General features: G+C 66.2%; 13 protein-coding genes and 1 pseudogene. 10 read left to right on the forward strand and 4 right to left on the reverse strand.

All coding sequences use genetic code 11. The features are described 5' to 3' along the window. The first annotated feature begins 2 nt into the window (after positions 1 to 2). Positions 3 to 2,552, forward strand: a complete 2,550-nt coding sequence (pheT, locus tag J2S96_RS11715) for a phenylalanine--tRNA ligase subunit beta (protein ID WP_306863346.1) — start codon at positions 3 to 5, stop codon at positions 2,550 to 2,552. An 80-nt stretch (positions 2,553 to 2,632) separates the two neighbouring features. Beyond that, positions 2,633 to 3,244, forward strand: coding sequence for a 4'-phosphopantetheinyl transferase family protein (locus J2S96_RS11720; protein ID WP_306863349.1), 612 nt, complete (start codon positions 2,633 to 2,635; stop codon positions 3,242 to 3,244). A gap of 9 nt (positions 3,245 to 3,253) precedes the next feature. Here the strand turns inward: J2S96_RS11720 and J2S96_RS11725 are convergent, their stop codons facing one another. From J2S96_RS11725 to J2S96_RS20210, 4 genes and pseudogenes are all read right to left on the reverse strand, one after another. Further along, positions 3,254 to 4,633, reverse strand: coding sequence for a M1 family metallopeptidase (locus J2S96_RS11725; RefSeq protein ID WP_306863420.1), 1,380 nt, complete (start codon positions 4,631 to 4,633; stop codon positions 3,254 to 3,256). A gap of 81 nt (positions 4,634 to 4,714) precedes the next feature. Then, positions 4,715 to 8,647 carry a Pls/PosA family non-ribosomal peptide synthetase gene (locus J2S96_RS11730; protein WP_306863353.1) on the reverse strand — a complete coding sequence of 1,311 codons (3,933 nt, stop codon included), beginning with the start codon at positions 8,645 to 8,647 and terminating at the stop codon, positions 4,715 to 4,717. Between the two features lie 95 nt (positions 8,648 to 8,742). Further along, on the reverse strand, positions 8,743 to 9,708 hold the full coding sequence (locus J2S96_RS11735; RefSeq protein ID WP_306863356.1) for a quinone oxidoreductase family protein: 966 nt from the start codon (positions 9,706 to 9,708) through the stop codon (positions 8,743 to 8,745). A gap of 364 nt (positions 9,709 to 10,072) precedes the next feature. Next, positions 10,073 to 10,216: pseudogene (locus J2S96_RS20210) on the reverse strand (IS256 family transposase); the annotation flags it as partial. Between the two features lie 287 nt (positions 10,217 to 10,503). Here J2S96_RS20210 and argC point away from each other — a divergent pair. The 8 genes from argC to argH all read left to right on the forward strand — a co-directional run bounded on the left by argC (position 10,504) and on the right by argH (position 19,159). Next, positions 10,504 to 11,535: an N-acetyl-gamma-glutamyl-phosphate reductase gene (gene argC / locus J2S96_RS11740; protein WP_306863359.1), complete on the forward strand. Its 1,032-nt coding sequence runs from the start codon at positions 10,504 to 10,506 to the stop codon at positions 11,533 to 11,535. Next, positions 11,532 to 12,698 (forward strand): bifunctional glutamate N-acetyltransferase/amino-acid acetyltransferase ArgJ, encoded by a 1,167-nt coding sequence (gene argJ, locus J2S96_RS11745; protein WP_306863361.1) that lies wholly within the window; start codon positions 11,532 to 11,534, stop codon positions 12,696 to 12,698. The genes argC and argJ overlap by 4 nt, the downstream gene beginning before the upstream one ends. A gap of 12 nt (positions 12,699 to 12,710) precedes the next feature. Continuing rightward, on the forward strand, positions 12,711 to 13,652 hold the full coding sequence (argB, locus tag J2S96_RS11750) for an acetylglutamate kinase (protein WP_306863363.1): 942 nt from the start codon (positions 12,711 to 12,713) through the stop codon (positions 13,650 to 13,652). Next, entirely contained in the window at positions 13,652 to 14,932 is a 1,281-nt protein-coding gene (locus J2S96_RS11755; RefSeq protein ID WP_306863365.1) for an acetylornithine transaminase, read from the forward strand. The genes argB and J2S96_RS11755 overlap by 1 nt, the downstream gene beginning before the upstream one ends. Then, complete coding sequence (gene argF, locus J2S96_RS11760) at positions 14,929 to 15,942, forward strand: ornithine carbamoyltransferase (protein WP_306863368.1); 1,014 nt, start codon at positions 14,929 to 14,931, stop codon at positions 15,940 to 15,942. The genes J2S96_RS11755 and argF overlap by 4 nt, the downstream gene beginning before the upstream one ends. After that, the gene (locus J2S96_RS11765) at positions 15,942 to 16,475 is read left to right on the forward strand and encodes an arginine repressor (RefSeq protein ID WP_306863378.1); all 534 of its coding nucleotides are present in this window, start codon (positions 15,942 to 15,944) and stop codon (positions 16,473 to 16,475) included. Before argF ends, J2S96_RS11765 begins: the two co-directional genes overlap by 1 nt. A gap of 63 nt (positions 16,476 to 16,538) precedes the next feature. Continuing rightward, positions 16,539 to 17,744, forward strand: a complete 1,206-nt coding sequence (locus J2S96_RS11770) for an argininosuccinate synthase (protein ID WP_306863380.1) — start codon at positions 16,539 to 16,541, stop codon at positions 17,742 to 17,744. After that, positions 17,744 to 19,159, forward strand: coding sequence for an argininosuccinate lyase (gene argH, locus J2S96_RS11775; RefSeq protein ID WP_306863381.1), 1,416 nt, complete (start codon positions 17,744 to 17,746; stop codon positions 19,157 to 19,159). The genes J2S96_RS11770 and argH overlap by 1 nt, the downstream gene beginning before the upstream one ends. Positions 19,160 to 19,175: the final 16 nt, after the last annotated feature.

Here is a 19,175-nt window from a genome sequence, read left to right on the forward strand (position 1 = left end):
CAGTGCGTATCCCACTTTCATGGCTGCGCGAATTCGCGCAGGTTCCGGCCGATGCCACGGCCGAAGACGTCATGGCGGAACTCGTCAAGGTCGGCTTTGAAGAGGAAGCCGTCCACCGCCCCACGGACCAACTCAAGGGTCCAATCGTGGTGGGCCAGGTCCTCAGCCTCGTCAAGGAACCGCAGAGCAACGGCAAGACCATCAACTGGTGCCAGGTCCGCGTGGTCCCTGAGGGCCAGGAGCAGACCCTGACCGGAAAGGGCATCGACCCCTCCGGCGTGCAGGGCATCATTTGCGGTGCCCACAACTTCGTCGAGGGCGACAAGGTAGTGGTGACGCTCCCGGGCGCCGTGCTGCCCGGCGACTTCCACATTTCCGCGCGCAAGACGTACGGGCACCTCTCCGCCGGCATGATCGCGTCGGTCCGTGAGCTCGGCATCGGCGAGGACCACGACGGCATCCTGGTGCTTTCCCGCATCGGCTTGGATCCCGAGGTGGGCACCGACGCCATGGCCCTCCTTGGCCTCTACGACGAAGCCGCGGAAATCAACGTCACTCCGGACCGTGGCTATGCCTTTTCGATCCGTGGCGTGGCCCGCGAATACGCCCACGCCACCGGTACCGTCTTCACGGACCCGGCCTCCAAGGTCGCCGCTCCGGCTTCCCTGCAGGGCGGCTACGGCGTCAAGCTCAACGACGACGCCCCCATTTACGGCAAGCCCGGTTGCGACCGCTTCGTGGCCCGCACGGTCCGCGGCGTGGACGCCACCCGCCCCACCCCGCCGTGGATGGTCTCCCGGCTGCGCTTAGCCGGCATCCGCTCCATTTCGCTGCCTGTGGACATTTCCAACTATGTGATGCTCGAACTCGGCCAGCCGAACCACTGCTATGACCTCGACAAGCTGTCGGGCGACATCGTGGTCCGTCGCGCTGTCGCGGGGGAGAAGATCACCACCCTCGACGGCAAAGTGCGTGCGCTCGACGTCGAAGACCTCCTGATCACCGACGACTCCGGCGCCATCGGTATCGCGGGCGTCATGGGCGGAGCGAACACCGAGGTTTCCGATTCGACCACCAAGATCCTGGTCGAGGCCGCGCATTTCGACGAGGTCTCGATCGCGCGCTCGCGCCGCAGGCACAAGCTGCCGTCGGAGGCGTCCAAGCGCTTCGAACGCGGAGTGGATTGGCAAGTTGCCAACGTTGCCGCCCAGCGGGTCATCGACCTCCTGGTTGAATTGGCGGGCGGGACGGCTGACGAGGCCGGTACCGACGTCGGGACAGCACCAGACGCCGTGACCATCGAGCTGCCGGCCGGCTACGCGGCTTCCCGGATCGGCATCGACTTCACAGAGGAACAGATCACCGGTTCCCTCAAGGACCTGGGCGCGATCGTCCTGAAGGACGAGGCCTCGGACTCGTATGTTGTCACGGCACCGAGCTGGCGCAATGACCTCGAAACCAAGGAAGACCTCTCCGAGGAAATCGCGAGGCTGGTCGGCTACGACAACATCCCGGCAACGCTTCCCGTGGCCCCTCCGGGCCGTGGCCTGACCCGGACCCAGCAGCAAAAGCGCCGCGTGGTCCAGGCGCTGGCTGACGCGGGGCTCACCGAGGTCCTCTCCTACCCGTTCGTCTCCAAGTCGGCCAATGACACCTTCGGGGTGGCAGAGGAAGGCGCGGCACGCACGGCCCTCAAATTGGCCAACCCGATCAGCGAAGAACACGGTTACCTGCGTACCTCGGTGCTTCCGGGCCTGATCGAGGTTGCCCGCCGCAACCATTCCCGTGGGTTCCGCGACCTCGCCCTCTTCGAGGCGGGTTCGGTGTTCCTTCCCGACGGGCAGCTTGGCACGGCGTCCATCCCGCCGTTGGGCATCAAGCCTTCCGACGAGGTCCTCGACGGACTGTACGACGGCGTCCCGGACCAGCCGCTGCACATCGCCGCTGTGTTGACCGGCCATGATTCCCCGGCCGCCGCGGGCCACACCCCGCGTGCCTGGGACTGGGCCGACGCCTTGGATGTGGCCAGGCTTGTCGGCGACGTCCTCGGCGTGGAACTCGTGGTCAGCCAGGGCAGCCACCAGGCGTTCCACCCGGGCCGTGCCGCCCGCCTGGCGCTCCGCGCGGGCGATGTCGTGGGCTACGCCGGCGAACTGCACCCGAAGCTGCTGGCCGCCCATGACATGCCGGCACGTTCCGTGGCGCTTGAGCTCAACGCGGACGCGCTCTTCGACGCCGCGCCGGACGTCATCGTCGCCAAACACATCTCCGGTTTCCCGGTTGCCACCCAGGACGTTGCCCTCGTGGTGCCGCAGGATGTTCCGGCGGACGCCGTACTGGCTGCCCTCCGGGAGGGCGCCGGCGAACTCCTCGAAGACGTCGCCCTCTTCGATGTCTACGCTGGCAAGGGCATCGAAGGCGGCAAGAAGTCGCTCGCCTTCGGGTTGCGATTCCGTGCCGCGGACCGCACGTTGACCGCCGACGAGGCCTCGGCGGCACGCGAGGCCGCCGTCGCCGTCGCCGCGGAGCGATTCGGAGCAGTCCAGCGCTGACGAGCATCAACCCGGGGATCCAGGGGCTGGCTGTTCACATCCAGCCCCTGGATCCTGCCGATTCCGCCGCCGTCGAGAAGATGGCGGCGGAATTGCTGTCTCCGGCCGAGTCCCTGCGGGCAGACGCCATGGCCCCGGTCCTGCGAAGGGATTTCCTGGCGTCCAGGCTGGCCCAGCAGTACTTTGCCGCAAGCCTTCTGGGTGTTCCAGCCGCGAAGCTCCGGGCTTCCTACGCCTGTCCGGAATGCGGTGCTGGTCCGGACATCGCGCATGGCCGGCCCGGATACGTGCTCGACGGCGGTCCCGCGCCCCTGATGCTCAGCGCCTCACGGTCGTCGGGCTGGGTACTGTTTGCCGCCGTCGTGCATCCGGAGCCCGGCCTCCAGGTGGGCGTCGACCTGGAAAATGCGGCGGGCACAGAATTCGCCGGCTTCGACGACGTTGCGCTCACCGAACGGGAACGGCGCCACCTCAACACTGTCGACGCCGGGAGCCGGGCCCATGAGCGCGCACGATTGTGGGCGCGCAAGGAAGCCTGGTTGAAGATGACGGGCGAAGGGCTCAGGGTGGCCCCGGATTCCCTCGATGTGCTCGAACGGCCGGGGCTGTGGGACCTGGAGCTCCCGGACAGCGCTGATGGTCGGGATCTTCCGGCCGGACTGCTTGCAGCCCTCGCGGTTACGTCCCGCTGAATCCGGCGATCAGCCGAAAGCGGGCAGCCTTGCTTGGTACAGCCACGGTTCCAGGACGCTGGCGGCGTCGAGCCCCGGGACGTAAGTGTTGGCTGCGTCGATGAAGTCCTTCGTGGACACCGAGCTGTGGCGCTTGGCCTCGGTCCAGTGCCGCAACAGTCCAAAGAAGGCTGCGTCCCCGCATGCGAGACGGACGGCGTGGAGGGCTAGCGCCCCGCGCTTGTAAACACGGTCATCGAACATGAGCTCCAGTCCGGGGTCGCCGATCACCAGGTCCTGGGCGCCCGCGTCGAGCCTTCGCCACGCGGCCCTTGCACGGTTGGCGAGGGACATGACGCCGGCTTCCTCGGACCAGATCCACTCGGCGTAGCACGCGAATCCCTCATGCAGCCAGATGTCCCTCCAGCTGCTCACAGTGAGCGAATTGCCGAACCACTGGTGGGACAGCTCGTGGGCGATGAGGCGTTGCGCGTCCCACGATTGCTCCATGTGGTTCCGCCCGAAGATCGAGAGGGTCTGGGCCTCGAGCGGGATTTCAAGTTCGTCCTCAGTCACCACGGCCGTGTATTCGGCAAAGGGGTACGGACCGAAACATTCCACGAAGGTCCGCATCATGTCGGCCTGCCGCGCCAGTCCTTCGCGGGCCTCGGTCAACAAACCGGGGGAGACCGCAACGAACTGGGGAACCGGAGCCGGCCGTACCGCTTCGGCATGATGCGCCGTCCCGTCGCGGACCACACCGAGGGCAGGGCTGAGCTGGTGGAGCCGATAGCGTCCGATTTGCACAGTGGCGAGGTAAGTCGCCATAGGCTCGCCCTGTTCGTAGACCCAGGTCTCACGGCTTGACTTCCTGCTGTGCGAAACGAGGCGCCCGTTGCAAATGGCGCGGTAGTTGTCGTCGGTGGTGATACTGATCAAGTAGCTGGACTTGTGCCGCGGATGGTCGTTGCACGGGAACCAGGACGCGGCGCCGTTCGGCTGCCCCGCAACCAGCACGCCGTCGTCGAGCTCCTCCCAACCGACTTCGCCCCACAGGCCCCGGCGCGGCCTCGGGTTGCCGTCGTATCGGAGCTCAACGGTGAAGTGCTGGCCTGCCCTCAACCGGTCCTTGGCGGTGATCACAAGGTGCTCGCCGCGGGCACTGAACTTCGGCACTTTCTTGCCGTCCATCAGAATTTTGGAAGCCTTCAGGCCCACCAGGTCCAGGACCACCGAGTCCGTGTCTTCGAGGGCTACGCAGCGGAGCATGGCGCGGCCGCTGAGCCGGTTGCTGCCCAGGCTGTAGTCCAGGTCCAATTCATACCGCAGCACCTGGAATGCCGTGCTCCCGTGGTACAGCGTGTAGGGATCGGCGGCAGTTGTGGTGATTCCTGGTCCGCTTAGGCTCATGGGCGCTGGCTGCCTCCGTGTAGCTTGCTGTGTTGCTGTTGTCATGGGCTGGTCATTCATAAGCCCTCTTGCCAATCTACGCTACGGTCCGGACCACGGGCGGACAGGATTGCCCATCCAGTAGGTGCCCGCGGGGACGGTTTCCCCACGCATGACCAGGGAGGCCGGTCCCACCGTTCCGCCGGCCCCGATGCTGGCGCGCGGCAGGATGACGCCGTGCGGGCCCATGGTGGCGCCGTCCCCGAGGACCACGGTGTCTATGCTCATGATGCGGTCGTGGAAAAGATGCGTCTGGATCACGCAACCGCGGTTGACCGTGGAGCTTTCGCCGAGCGTGACAAGGTCTGCTTCGGGCAGCCAGTAGCTCTCGCACCAGGTACCGCGGCCGATTTTCGCGCCGAGCGCCCGGAGCCACCACACGAGCGCGGGAGTGCCGGACGCCGAACGCGCGAACCAAGGAGCGCTGACCATTTCGATGAAAGTGTCCACCACTTCGTTGCGCCAAATGAACGAGCTCCACAGGGGATGCTCGCCCGCCTTGATGCGTCCCACCAATATCCACTTCGCCGCGACGGAACTCGCCGCGGCAACGGCACCTGCGGCGATGACCACGACGCCCCCGAGTAAGGCCGCGAGCCAGTACGAGGACTCGGTGGCGATCCAGTCGAGGACCAGCATGATCCCGACGGCGATCCCTACCGTCAGGATGACCGGCACCATCCGGCATAGTTCCCAAAGCGCCCGTTTGGTCTTGAGGGCCAGCGGCGGGTTGAAAGTGAGGCTCTGATCGGCGTCGACAGCTGTTCGGCGCAACCTGACGGGCGGGCTGCCCAGCCAGGAGGTGCCCGACTTCGCCTTGGCAGGCGTGGCGGACAGCACCGCGACCAGCGAATTCTTGGGCACGTTTCGGCCTGCGGCGGTCATGCCGGAATTGCCGAGGAACGAGCGTTTGCCGATCTTGGCCGGCGCGATCTTCATCCAACCGCCGCCAAGCTCGTAGGAGGCCACCATGGTGTCGTCAGCGAGGAACGCGCCTTCGCCGATGGTCGTCATGCGTGGCAGCAACAGCACCGTGGAAGCCTCCACGTTACGGCCCACTTTGGCGCCTAGCAGGCGCAGCCACACAGGCGTGAAGAGGCTGGCATAGATGGGGAAGAGCAGGTCCCGCGCCATGTCCAGCACACGTTCAGTGGCCCAAACCTGCCAGCCAACGCGGCTGCGGACCCGATAGTACCCCTCCTTGAGGCCGACGCCGAGCATCCGGGTGGTCGCCAGGACCAGGAGGAGATTGCAGAGGAACCAAGCCAGGGCCGCCACGGGGATGGCAAGCAGGAGTTCCGGAAAGGCGTCCTGCAGGGAGTTCCTGCCTTGGATGAAGGCCAGGATGACGGTGGCGGCGAGGAATGCCGAAATATAGGGGATCAAGGCAAGCAGCGCCGAGGCTGCCGCGAACCCCGCAAACCAGAGCCGGCCGATCAGATGGTGTGACGCGGGTGTCTCCGGCCAGCCAGTCTTGGCCTTGCCGCGGCGTTCGGCAGGAGAGCCGGCGACCAGGTGCCCGGCCTTGACCTTGCCCAATACCGCGGAACCGGGCTCCACACGCCCGCCTGCGCCGATGCTCGTCCCCGGCATCAGCGTGCTGCGGGAGCCCACCGTGGCGCCCGCACCTACGTGGATGGCGCCGATGTGGACGTAGTCACCGTCGATCCACCAGGCGGAGAGGTCCACCTCGGGTTCGATGTTGCAGCCAGTGCCCAATGACAGCAGGCCCGTCACCGGAGGCAAGGAGTGCAAGTGGACGTTGTTCCCGATCTTGGCACCCAGCGCCCTGGCGTAATAGGGAACCCACGGAGCGCTGGCAAGGCTGATGGCGCCCGAAAGGTCCTGGATCTGTTCGGCCAGCCATAGCTTCAGGTGGACTTTGCCTGAGCGCGGGTAGGTTCCGGGCCGGACTCCGCGCAAGAGGGTCCGCGCGGCCAGGATCGAGATGCCCATGCGTCCCGGCGGGCTGACGAACACCAGCCAAGATGCCAGGATCCACCACCAGGACACCACAGGAGCGGAGGCGAAACCGGCGAAGTCGGCCAGCAAACGGTTCGCGGCCATGAGATAGGTGAGCCAACGCATGCCCACCAGGATGTTGAGGAAAATCCCCATCAAGGTCTGGAAGACCTGCGACTTAAGCGACGTGGGGCGAACCGTGCGTTCGGCCGCCGGACCCGCCATGCCGCCTTCCGGCAGTGACTGCCGCGCGGCGTCGATCAGGGCACCGACGCGGGGTGTCGCGTAGATTTCGGCGACGGTGATGGTGGGGTAGCGCAGGCGCAGGGCCGAGACGAGCTGGGCTGCGGCGAGGGAGCCACCGCCATAGGCGAAGAAGTCTGCGTCGAGCGAGGTGACGCTGGAGCCGAGAACGCTTTCCCATTGTTCAACTACCCATTGGGCGTCCTCGGGCAAGTTCAGTGGCGCCTTGTCCGCATCTGCGGCACCCGCGCCCGCCAACGGCCACGGTAGGGAGTGCCGGTCCACTTTGCCGCTGGTCTTCGTCGGAAGCGAATCCACAACCGTCAACAGGGGGATCAGCGCAGCGGGAAGGCTTTCCGCGAGCAACTCCCGGGAAGCGGCAAGGTCGATCTCCGCGGGCCCGGCCGGGGCCAGGTAACCGACGAGTATCTGGTTCCCTGCCGCCGTCGTGCGGACTGCGGCAGCGGCGCCCGCGACTCCCGGCAGTGCCTGCAAGGCGGCGTCGATTTCACCGAGTTCGATGCGCCGTCCACCAAGCTTGACCTGTTCGTCCGCGCGGCCTTGGAAGATGAGGCCGGCCGCTTCGTAGCGGACGATGTCGCCGGAGCGGTACGCACGCGCCCACCCCAGGGACGGCATGGGGGCGTACTTTTCGGCGTCTTTGGCGGGATCCAGGTAGCGGGCCAGCCCGACTCCGCCAATGATCAATTCGCCCGTCCCGCCTTCCGCGACCGGAACCCCGGCGGCATCGACGATCGCGAGGTCCCAGCCGTCCAGCGGCAATCCGATCCGGACGGGGCCATCCCCGCCGAGGGGAGCTGCGCAGGCAACGACAGTCGCTTCGGTGGGGCCATAGGTGTTCCATACTTCGCGGCCGTCCACCGCGAGGCGCTCGGCGAGCTCCGGAGGGCAGGCTTCGCCACCGAAAATGAGCAGGCGCACGTTCTCGAGGGCTTCCGCGGGCCACAGGGCCGCGAGCGTCGGAACGGTGGACACCACTGTGATGCCGTGGTTGATGAGCCAAGGGCCAAGGTCCATGCCGGAACGCACCAAAGCGCGCGGGGCCGGCACGAGGCAAGCCCCGTGCCGCCATGCAAGCCACATTTCTTCGCAGGAAGCGTCGAACGCCACGGAAAGGCCGGCGAGGACCCTGTCCTGCGGACCGATCGGATCCTGCTGGAGGAAGAGCCGGGCTTCAGCGTCGACGAACGCAGCGGACGAACGGTGCCGCACCGCCACACCCTTGGGCGTGCCGGTGGACCCCGAGGTGAAGATGACCCAGGAATCGTCGTCCAGCCCCGGGCCCCGGGGAGCGGGGTGCGGCGCTGGGCGCTCCCCGGACACCTCGATCCTGAGGCCCTTGGTGACGACGGCAGACACCTTGGCTTCTCCGAAAACCAGCCGTGCCCGGTCCTCGGGATCGTCCGCGTCCACGGGAACATAGGCGGCCGAAATCGAGAGGATCGCCAAGATGGCAATGTAGAGATCGTTGGAACCGGAGGGAACCCGCACGCCGATCTTGTCTCCGGGGCCCAGCCCGGCTGCGTTGAGCTTGGCAGCAAAACCGCGCACCCGCGCCATGAGCTCGGAGTAACTCAGCGACTTTTGCCCGTCGTCGAGCGCAGAGGCCTCCGGATACGAGCTTGCCGTGTCATCGATGATCTCGATGAGCGTGCGCGCCGGCGGCGCGGCCGCCGAGCCTTCGAGCTGGGGCAGATATACCGCTCGGAGCTCCAGGCTGTCCGCCGGGATGTCATGTTCCTGGGTCACGTTCGAAGCTTCTCGGATTGAAGTGAACAAAAAGTGTCAGCGGTCGCTGCGGCTTAGCCCCATGTTAATTGAAAAGCGGGTGACCGTTGCCCCGATTAAGGAACCAACAGCAATTTGCCCGTGGTCTTGCGGCCTTCCAGGTCGCGATGGGCCTGGGCGGCCTCGGCGAGCGGATACGTTCCGCCAATCCGGATTTTGAGCGCGCCGCTCGCTGCAGCGCCGAAGACTTCTGCCGAACGCCAGCGCCGCTCCTGCGGATTCTGGAGGAAGTGGGCGAGGGTGGGGCGCGTGAGGGACAACGATCCGCCCGCGTTCAGCCGCTGGGGATCAACAGGAGGCACAGGTCCGGAAGCCGCCCCGAAAAGGACCAGCGCGCCGCGAATGCGAAGGCTTGAAAGGGAATCGTCGAAAGTGTCCTTGCCGACGCCGTCGTACACGACGTTGACGCCTTCGCCGTCGGTGAGCTCGCGGACCTTTTCCGCAAATCCGGTGTAGCGCAGCACCTCGTCCGCGCCGGCTCCCCGGGCAAGGGCTTCCTTCTCGTCGGAGGAGACCGTGGTGATGACGCGGGCGCCCCGCGCCTTGAGCAATTGCGTCAGGATGAGTCCCACTCCGCCTGCGCCGGCATGGGTCAGGACGGTGTGCCCCGGTTCCACCCGGAAGGAGGAATTGATCAGGTAGTGCGCGGTCATTCCCTGCAGCGGCAGGGCAGCCGCTGTGTGGTCGTCGACGCCGTCCGGTACCGGAAGCGCCTTGTCGGCGTCTACCAGGGTGTAACCCGCGTAGCTGCGGGACCCTTCAGCGGTTGCGACCCTGTCCCCGAGGGCGAAGTCCTCGACGCCTGCGCCGATGGCCTCCACGGTGCCTGCCGCCTCGGAGCCGGGGATGAACGGATACTCGACCTTGTAGAGGCCGCTGCGCTGATAGGTGTCAATGAAGTTCACTCCGGCGGCTGCAACTTTGACGAGGAGCTGGCCCGGGCCCGGGGCCGGAACCTCTGCTTCGGTGAGTTCGAGGACTTCGGGTCCTCCGGCTTGCCGGGCAATGATCGCATGCGTCATGGGTCTCCTTCTCCGTCGAGGCACTTTCGTGCCCGCATTCACACCCCCATCCTAGGGAGCGGAGTCCGCCGGGTGTCCAGTCGGCTGCTGCCTTCGGTGGTTCGCCGTAATGTGTGCCCCCTCCCGTCGATCCCCGGTCAGATATGTAGCGTTTCCGGTCGATCCCCGGTCAGATATGTAGCGTTTCCCGTCGATCCCCGGTCAGGTATGGGGTGTTTCCGGTCGATCCCCGGTCAGGTATGGGGTGTTTCCGGTCGACCCCCGGTCAGATATGTAGCGTTTCCGGTCGATCCCCGGTCAGTTCGATTCTTCAATTGCCCGACGGCGGGGAGTGTCCGTTTAACGGTGGATTCGGGTGTTGGCGTTATGTGATTCTGCCTTCGAAGGTGATGGCGAAGGCGTTCAGTGCCGGCTTCCATCGTGCTATCCATCGTGCTCTGCTTCGGCCGGTGGGGTCTAGTGCCCGGGTGGCCAGGTAGAGGCATTTAAGGGCGGCGGGGATGGTTGGGGGGAGACCGTCGGTAGGTGACCGGGGGTTGGGGGGGAATCGGCCGAGATGTGACCGGGGGTGGGGGGAATCGGCCGAGATGTGACCGGGGGTGGGGGGAATCGGCCGAGATGTGACCGGGGGTGGGGGAATCGGCCGAGATGTGACCGGGGGTCGGGAGGAATCGGCCGAGATGTGACCGGGGGTCCGTGGGAGGGTGTGGTTATGTGACCGGGGGTCTGCGGGAGGTAGAAAATGGCTTGCATAAATATCGGCCACTATGAATAGTTTTGCTGTATAGTCGTGTCATGACTATTTCTGTTGCCGTCTCCGGTGCCAGTGGCTACGCCGGGGGAGAGGTCCTGCGCCTGCTCGCTGGCCATCCGGACGTCACCATCGGTGCCATCACTGCGCACAGCAACGCCGGTTCCAGACTAGGGGAGTTGCAGCCGCATCTCCATGGTTTGGCCAGCCGGATTCTCGAGGACACCAGCGTGGAAAACCTCGCCGGCCATGACGTCGTGTTCCTGGCGCTCCCGCATGGCGCCTCGGCCGGGATCGCGGCTCAGCTGCCGGAAGGCACCCTGGTGATCGACGCCGGCGCGGACCACCGCCTCGAAGACCCGGCCGCATGGGAAAAGTTCTATGGCTCGGCCCACGCCGGGACCTGGCCGTACGGCCTGCCCGAACTGCCAGGCCAGCGCGACGCCCTCAAGGGGGCGAAGCGGATTGCCGTACCCGGCTGCTACCCGACGTCGGCCCTCCTCGCCCTCACGCCCGGCTTCGCCAGCAAGCTCCTCGAGCCGGACGACGTCGTGATTGTTTCCGCCTCCGGCACCTCGGGCGCCGGGAAGGCGGCCAAGGTGAACCTCATCGGCTCGGAAGTCATGGGTTCCATGAGTCCCTATGGCGTGGGCGGCGGCCACCGCCACACCCCCGAGATCGAACAAGGACTTTCCAACGCCGCCGGTGAAACGGTCACCGTGTCCTTCACTCCCACCCTCGCGCCCATGAGCCGCGGCATCCTGAGCACCGCAACAGCCAAGGTCAAGGCCGGCGTCACCGCCGCCGATCTCCGCAGCGCCTGGGCCGAAGCGTACGACGACGAACCGTTCGTCCACCTGCTGCCCGAAGGCCAGTGGCCCACCACCAAATCCGTGCAGGGTTCCAACCACGCCGTCATGCAATTGGCTTTCGACGAGCACTCCGGCCGCCTGGTTGTCACATGCGCCATCGATAACCTGACCAAAGGGACCGCCGGCGGTGCTGTGCAGTCCATGAACATTGCCCTCGGCCTGGACGAATCCGCCGGCCTCAACGTCCAAGGAGTCGCTCCGTGACCATCACCGCCCCCCAAGGATTCCGGGCCGCCGGGGTCAAAGCCGGAATCAAGGCATCGGGCAATCCCGACCTCGCCCTCGTAGTCAACGACGGCCCCCTGAAAGCCGCCGCAGCCGTTTTCACGTCCAATCGCGTCGCTGCCGCACCCGTGCACTGGTCGCGCCAGGTGGTCTCGGATGGCCGTGTGGACGCCGTGGTCCTGAACTCGGGCGGGGCCAACGCCTGCACAGGGCCGCAGGGCTTTCAGAACACCCACGCGACCGCCGAAAAAGTGGCGGAGGTCCTCGGGATCTCGGCCTCCGACGTCGTGGTCTGTTCGACTGGCCTCATCGGTGAGCAACTGCCCATGGACAAGATCATCCCGGGCGTCGACGCGGCGTTCTCGGAGCTCTCCGAGGACGGCGGTTCCGCGGCCGCTACGGCGATCATGACCACGGACAGCGTGGCGAAGGAAGCAGTGTTCACCGGAACCGATGCCGAAGGCAAGACGTTCACGGTGGGCGGCATCGCGAAGGGCGCCGGCATGCTCGCGCCCGGCCTGGCCACCATGCTGGTGGTGCTCACCACGGACGCCCAGGTTCCGGCTGAAGAGCTCGACGTCGTACTCCGCGACGCCACGCGCGTCACCTTCGACCGGACTGATTCGGACGGCTGCATGTCCACCAATGACACAGTCGTCCTGCTGGCCTCGGGAGCCTCCGATGCCATGCCGTCCGCTGAACAGCTTGGTGCCGGAATCACCCAGGTGTGCGCCGAGCTTGCCCGCAAGCTGATCGGTGACGCTGAAGGCGCAAGCCACGACATCGCCATCCGCACATTCAACGCGGCGAGCGAACGCGACGCCGAAATCGTCAGCCGTGCCGTGGCCCGCTCCAACCTCTTCAAGACCGCCATCTTCGGCAAGGACCCGAACTGGGGCCGGGTCCTGTCCGCGGTGGGCACCACGGACGCCGTCTTCGAACCGGACCAGCTCAACGTCTCCATGAACGGCGTCCAGATCTGCCGCAACGGCAGCATTGGCGACGACCGTAACCTGGTCGATCTCGAGCCCCGCGAGGTGCTCGTGGAAATCGACCTGCAGGCGGGCGAGGCGGAAGCCACCATTTGGACCAACGACCTCACGCACGAGTACGTGCATGAGAACAGCGCCTACTCGAGCTAGGCGGGGATGACAGTGACCGCGCACACCCGCGAAACCACGTCCATGAGTGCTGCCCAGGACAAAGCCGCAACCCTCATCGAGGCGCTGCCGTGGATCCAGCGCTTCGCCGGAACCACCATGGTGATCAAGTACGGCGGCAATGCCATGGTCAATGAGGAACTCCGGCGCGCCTTCGCCGAAGACGTCGTCTTCCTGCACCACGTGGGTATCCACCCTGTGGTAGTGCACGGGGGCGGCCCGCAGATCAACTCAATGCTGGGCAGGCTGGGCATCGAATCCGAATTCAAGGGCGGCCTGCGCGTGACCACCCCCGAGGCCATGGACGTCGTCCGCATGGTGCTCACCGGACAAGTGGGCCGCGAACTCGTGGGCCTCATCAACTCCCATGGACCTTATGCCGTCGGAATGTCCGGTGAAGACGGCGGACTCCTGCGTGCCGTGCGCACCGGCACCGTGGTGGACGGGGAAGAAGTGGACCTGGGCCTCGTTGGCGAAGTGGTGGGTGTTGATCCCACGGGCATCGAGGACATCCTTGACGCCGGCCGCATCCCGGTGATTTCGACGGTTGCCCCCGAAATCATCGACGAGGGCGATGGCACCGGCTCCACCACGGGCCAAGTCCTCAACGTCAACGCGGACACCGCTGCCGCGGCCGTGGCCTCCGCGCTGGGCGCCTCGAAGCTAGTCATCCTGACCGACGTCGAGGGCCTTTATGCCAACTGGCCGGACAAATCCTCGCTCATCTCCTCGCTCACGGCCACGGAGTTGCGCGACATGTTGCCGCGCCTCGAATCCGGCATGATCCCGAAAATGACGGCCTGCCTAAAGGCCATTGACGAAGGAGTGGAGCGCGCACACATCGTCGACGGCCGCCTGCCGCACTCCATGCTCCTTGAAACATTTACGACGGCGGGCATAGGAACCCAAGTCGTCCCAGACGAGGAAGTGAACTGATGAACGAAGCAGAATTGGTCGAAACGCCTGCAGAAGCGCTCGTCTCCACCAGCAGCGGAGCCGACTGGCTGGCCCGCTATTCGTCTTCGCTCATGGGCGTCTTCGGCACCCCGCAGCGTGTCCTTGTCCGCGGCGCCGGCTCGCTTGTGTGGGATGCCGACGGCAAGGAATACCTGGACCTCCTCGGCGGCATTGCCGTGAACGCCCTGGGCCACGCCCACCCGTTCGTCACCTCGGTCATCGCCAGCCAGCTCGCCACCCTGGGCCACGTCTCCAATTTCTTCACGAGCCCCACGCAGATCGCCCTCGCCGAGAAACTCCTTGCCATCACCAAGGCTCCTGCCGGCTCCAAGGTGTTCTTCGCGAACTCCGGCACCGAAGCCAACGAGGCGGCCTTCAAGCTGGCCCGGCGCAATGGCGGCGGCGCCACAACAGAAGCGCCCGCCGGTGCCAAGCCAGCGAAGCGCACCAAGATCATCGCCCTCGAAGGGGCCTTCCACGGCCGCACCATGGGCGCGCTCGCCTTGACCGCCAAGGAAGCCTACCGGGCGCCGTTCGAGCCGTTGCCCGGTGGCGTGGTCCACATTCCGTTCGGCGACATTGAGGCCCTCCGCGCCGCCGTCGACGAAACCACGGCTGCAGTGTTCCTCGAACCCATCCAAGGCGAAGCCGGCGTCCGCCCGCTCAGTGTCGAGTACCTGCGAGCGGCCCGCGAAGCCACCACCGCCGCCGGCGCGCTGCTGATCATGGACGAAGTCCAGACCGGCATCGGCCGGACCGGCAAATGGCTGGCGAGCGAAGACTCCGGAATCGTCCCCGACGCCGTGACCCTCGCGAAGGGCCTGGGCGGCGGTTTCCCGGTCGGCGCACTCATCACCTTTGGCGAGCCGACGTCCTCGCTCTTGACCGCGGGCCAGCACGGCACCACGTTCGGCGGCAACCCGGTGGCCACAGCGGCAGCCCTCGCCACCTTGCATGCCATCGAAAGCCAGGGCGTGCTGGCAAACGTACTCAGGACCGGCGCGCGGCTGCAGGCCGGCCTGTCCGACGTCGACGCTGTCACCGAAGTACGGGGCGAGGGGCTCCTGATCGGTTTCGACGTTGACGCCGACATCGCCCCCGCCATGGTGACTGCCGCGCTCGACGCAGGCTTCATCATCAACAGCCCGGGCCCGCGCACCATCCGGCTGGCTCCGCCGCTCATCCTGACCACCGGGCAAGCCGACAGTTTCCTCGACGCACTGCCCGGCATCATTCAGACCGCTAAGGACGCACAGTGAACACTCCCGGAACTTCTACGACACGTCACTTCCTCAAGGACACGGACCTCACTCCCGCCGAGCAAGCCGAAGTGCTCGAGCTCGCTGTCCGCATGAAGGCCGCGCCGTACAGCGTCCAACCGTTTGCGGCGGACGGGAACGGGCGCAAGACCGTCGCCGTCATTTTCGACAAGACCTCCACCCGGACGCGGGTCTCCTTCGCCACCGGAATCGCCGACATGGGCGGCAACGCGCTCATCATCAACCCGGGCGAGGCGCAGATCGGCCACAAGGAGTCCGTCGAGGACACCGCGAAAGTGCTCGAACGCATGGTCTCCACCATCGTGTGGCGTACCGGCGCCCACAGCGGACTGGTGGCCATGGCCGAAAACTCGAACGTTCCCGTCATCAACGCGCTGTGCGATGACTACCACCCGTGCCAATTGCTGGCGGACCTCCTGACGGTCAAAGAGCACAAGGGCGAGCTCAAGGGCCTCACCATGGCCTACTTGGGCGACGCCGCGAACAACATGGCCAACTCCTACCTGCTGGCAGGCGTCACGGCGGGCATGCACGTCAGGATCTCGGGGCCGGAAGGCTACCTGCCGGCCGCAGATATCGTCGCCGCAGCGGAGGAGCGCGCCGCCGAAACCGGCGGTTCGGTGTTGATCACCACGGACGCGCCCGAAGCACTCAAGGGAGCCGACGTGGTCGCGACCGACACCTGGGTCTCCATGGGCCAGGAAGCCGAAAAGGAAGCCCGGATGCAGCTCTTCCGCGACTACTCCGTGGACGAGGCCGCCATGGCGCACGCGGCGCCGGACGCCGTCGTACTCCACTGCCTGCCCGCCTACCGCGGCTATGAGATCTCAGCCGGCGTCATCGATGGACCCCAGTCCATCGTCTGGGACGAAGCCGAGAACCGCCTGCACGCGCAGAAGGCGCTGATGGCGTGGCTCATGCACAGGTCGGGACTGGCTTTCGTCGGCGGTCTCTCCTCCGTTGAAGGCACCGGGGAGAGCACGTTCTAGTGTCCACCCAGCCTCCGCCGGGCGTCAGCCCGGCGACCAAGACTGCCCGGCAGGCGCGCATTACCGCGATCCTGACCGGCGAGTCCGTGCGCTCGCAGGCAGAACTCGCCGCGTTGCTGGCGGACGACGGCGTGCAGGTCACCCAAGCGACCCTCTCCCGGGACCTGGTGGAATTGGGCGCTGTCCGCGTGCGCGGCAAGGACGGTGCCTTGGTCTACGCGGTGCCCGGCGAGGGTGGTGACCGTAATGCAAAGAGCGGCGTCACCCAGGAAATCCTGGACGCGAGGCTCACCCGGCTGTGCGGAGAACTCCTCGTGACCGCAGAGGCATCTGCGAACCTCGCCGTCCTGCGGACCCCGCCGGGCGCCGCAAACTTCCTCGCGCTGGCAATCGACCATTCGGTCATGCCTGCCGTGTTAGGTACCATCGCAGGCGACGACACTGTGCTACTGATCGCCAGGGATCCGGACGGCGGAGCGGCGTTGGCGGCGAGGTTCCTGGCCTTCGCGGAAGAAGCCAGCACCGGCACCTGAACCCAACAGCACCCGAATCAAGACTCTCGACACATTACAAAGAAACAACAAAGGAGCACTCTCGTGACTGAGCGCATTGTTCTGGCCTACTCCGGTGGCCTTGATACTTCCGTAGCGATCGGCTGGATCGGTGAAGCCACCGGTGCCGAGGTCATCGCCGTGGCTGTCGACGTCGGACAGGGCGGCGAGTCGCTCGAGACCATCCGCCAGCGCGCCCTCGGCTGCGGCGCCGTCGAGGCCTACGTGGCCGACGCCCGTGACGAATTCGCCAACGAATACGCCATGCCCACCCTGAAGGCCAACGCCCTCTACCAAGGCCACTACCCGCTGGTTTCCGCGATTTCACGTCCTGTGATCGTCAAGCACCTCGTCAAGGCTGCCCGCGAATTCGGTGCCACCACCGTTGCGCACGGCTGCACGGGCAAGGGCAACGACCAGGTCCGCTTCGAGGTGGGCATCCAGACCTTGGGCCCGGACTTGAAGTGCATCGCACCCGTCCGCGACCTCGCCCTGACCCGCGACAAGGCCATTGCCTTCGCCGAGGAAAAGGGACTGCCGATCGAGACCACCAAGAAGAACCCGTACTCGATCGACCAGAACGTCTGGGGACGCGCCGTCGAGACCGGCTACCTTGAGGACATCTGGAACGCTCCCACCAAGGACATCTACGACTACACGGCCACCCCGGAATTCCCGCCGGCGCCGGACGAAGTCATCATCACCTTCGAAGCCGGCGTCCCGGTGGCGATCGACGGCGTGCAGCGCACCCCGCTGCAGGTCATCCAGGAACTGAACCGCCGTGCAGGCGCACAGGGCGTTGGCCGCATCGACGTCGTCGAGGACCGCCTGGTGGGCATCAAGTCGCGCGAAATCTACGAAGCTCCGGGCGCCATGGCCCTCATCACCGCCCACAAGCACCTCGAGGACGTCACCATCGAGCGCGAGCAGGCCCGCTTCAAGGCCACTGTTGGCCAGCGTTGGTCCGAGCTGGTTTACGACGGCCAGTGGTTCTCCCCGCTCAAGCGCTCCCTGGACGCCTTCATCGAAGACACCCAGCGCTACGTCTCCGGCGACATCCGCATGGTTCTCCACGGCGGCCAGGCCATTGTCAACGGCCGCCGCTCGGACACCTCGCTCTACGACTTCGACCTCGCCACCTACGACACGGGTGACACCTTCGACCAGTCGATGGCCCGCGGCTTCATCGAGCTGTGGGGCATGTCCTCCAAGGTGGCCTCCGGCCGCGACCTGCGGGTTGCAGGCCAGTAATGGCGTCCGCAACAAATGAGGGCGCACTGTGGGGCGGCCGGTTCGCTGGCGGCCCCGCGGATGCCCTCGCCGCACTGAGCAAGTCCACGCACTTTGACTGGCGGCTCGCCCGCTACGACATCGCCGGCTCCAAGGCGCACGCCCGCGTGCTCCACAAGGCCGGGCTGCTTGACGACGGCGAACTCGAGGGCATGCTCGCCGCGCTTACCCTGCTGGATGAGGACGTCGCGAGCGGCGCCTACCAACCCGCAGAGAGCGACGAGGATGTCCACGGTTCCCTTGAACGCGGGCTCATCGAGCGCGCGGGGACCCAACTGGGCGGCAAGCTCCGGGCAGGACGTTCGCGCAACGACCAGGTGGCTACGCTCGGCCGCATGTTCCTGCGCGACCACGCCCGCATCATCGCCCGTGGTGTGCTTGCCACGATCGACGCCCTCGTGGAGCAAGCCAAGGCCCACCAAGGCGTTGCCATGCCTGGACGAACGCACCTGCAGCATGCCCAGCCTGTCCTCCTAAGCCACCACTTGCTGGCCCACGCGTGGGCACTGCTGCGCGACGTGCAGCGGTTCCAGGACTGGGACAAGCGCGCCGGTGTCTCGCCGTACGGTTCCGGTGCTCTGGCCGGTTCCTCCCTCGGCCTGGATCCTGAGGCCGTGGCAGCGGATCTCGGGTTCTTCTCGGCGGTCCACAACTCGATCGATGGCACCGCCGCGCGCGATGTATTTGCCGAGTTCGCCTGGATCTGCTCGATGGTTGGCATCGACTTGTCGCGGGTCTCGGAGGAAGTCATCCTGTGGGCAACGAAGGAGTTCTCCTTTGTGACGCTGCATGATTCGTACTCCACGGGGTCTTCGATCATGCCGCAGAAGAAGAACCCGGATGTTGCCGAACTCGCGCGCGGCAAGGCAGGGCGCCTCATCGGCAACCTGGCCGGACTGTTGGCAACGCTCAAGGGGCTCCCGCTCGCGTACAACCGCGATCTCCAGGAAGACAAGGAACCGGTTTTCGACGCTGCGGACACCTTGGAAGTGCTGCTCCCCGCGGTCTCCGGGATGATTGCCACGCTCACCTTCAATACCGAGCGCATGGCATCCTTGGCACCGCAGGGCTTCGCACTCGCCACGGACATCGCTGAATGGCTGGTCCGCCAGGGCGTGCCTTTCCGGGAGGCCCACGAGCTGTCCGGTGCCGCGGTGAAGCTGGCTGAGGGACGCGGCGTCGAGCTGTGGGACCTGACGGACGAAGAGTACGCGGGCATCTCGGAGCACCTGACGCCCGAGGTCCGTACCGTGCTCAGTACCGAAGGTTCGCTCAACAGCCGCAACTCGCAGGGCGGAACGGCCCCGGCCGCCGTCGAACGCCAACTGGCGGCCCTCGAGGCTGAGCTGGCAGCGGTGCGGAAGTACGCAAGCTAACGACGCGCGAGTTGGC

Origin of the sequence: Arthrobacter bambusae (assembly GCF_030812595.1) — a bacterium.
GTDB classification, from domain to species: domain Bacteria; phylum Actinomycetota; class Actinomycetes; order Actinomycetales; family Micrococcaceae; genus Arthrobacter; species Arthrobacter bambusae_B.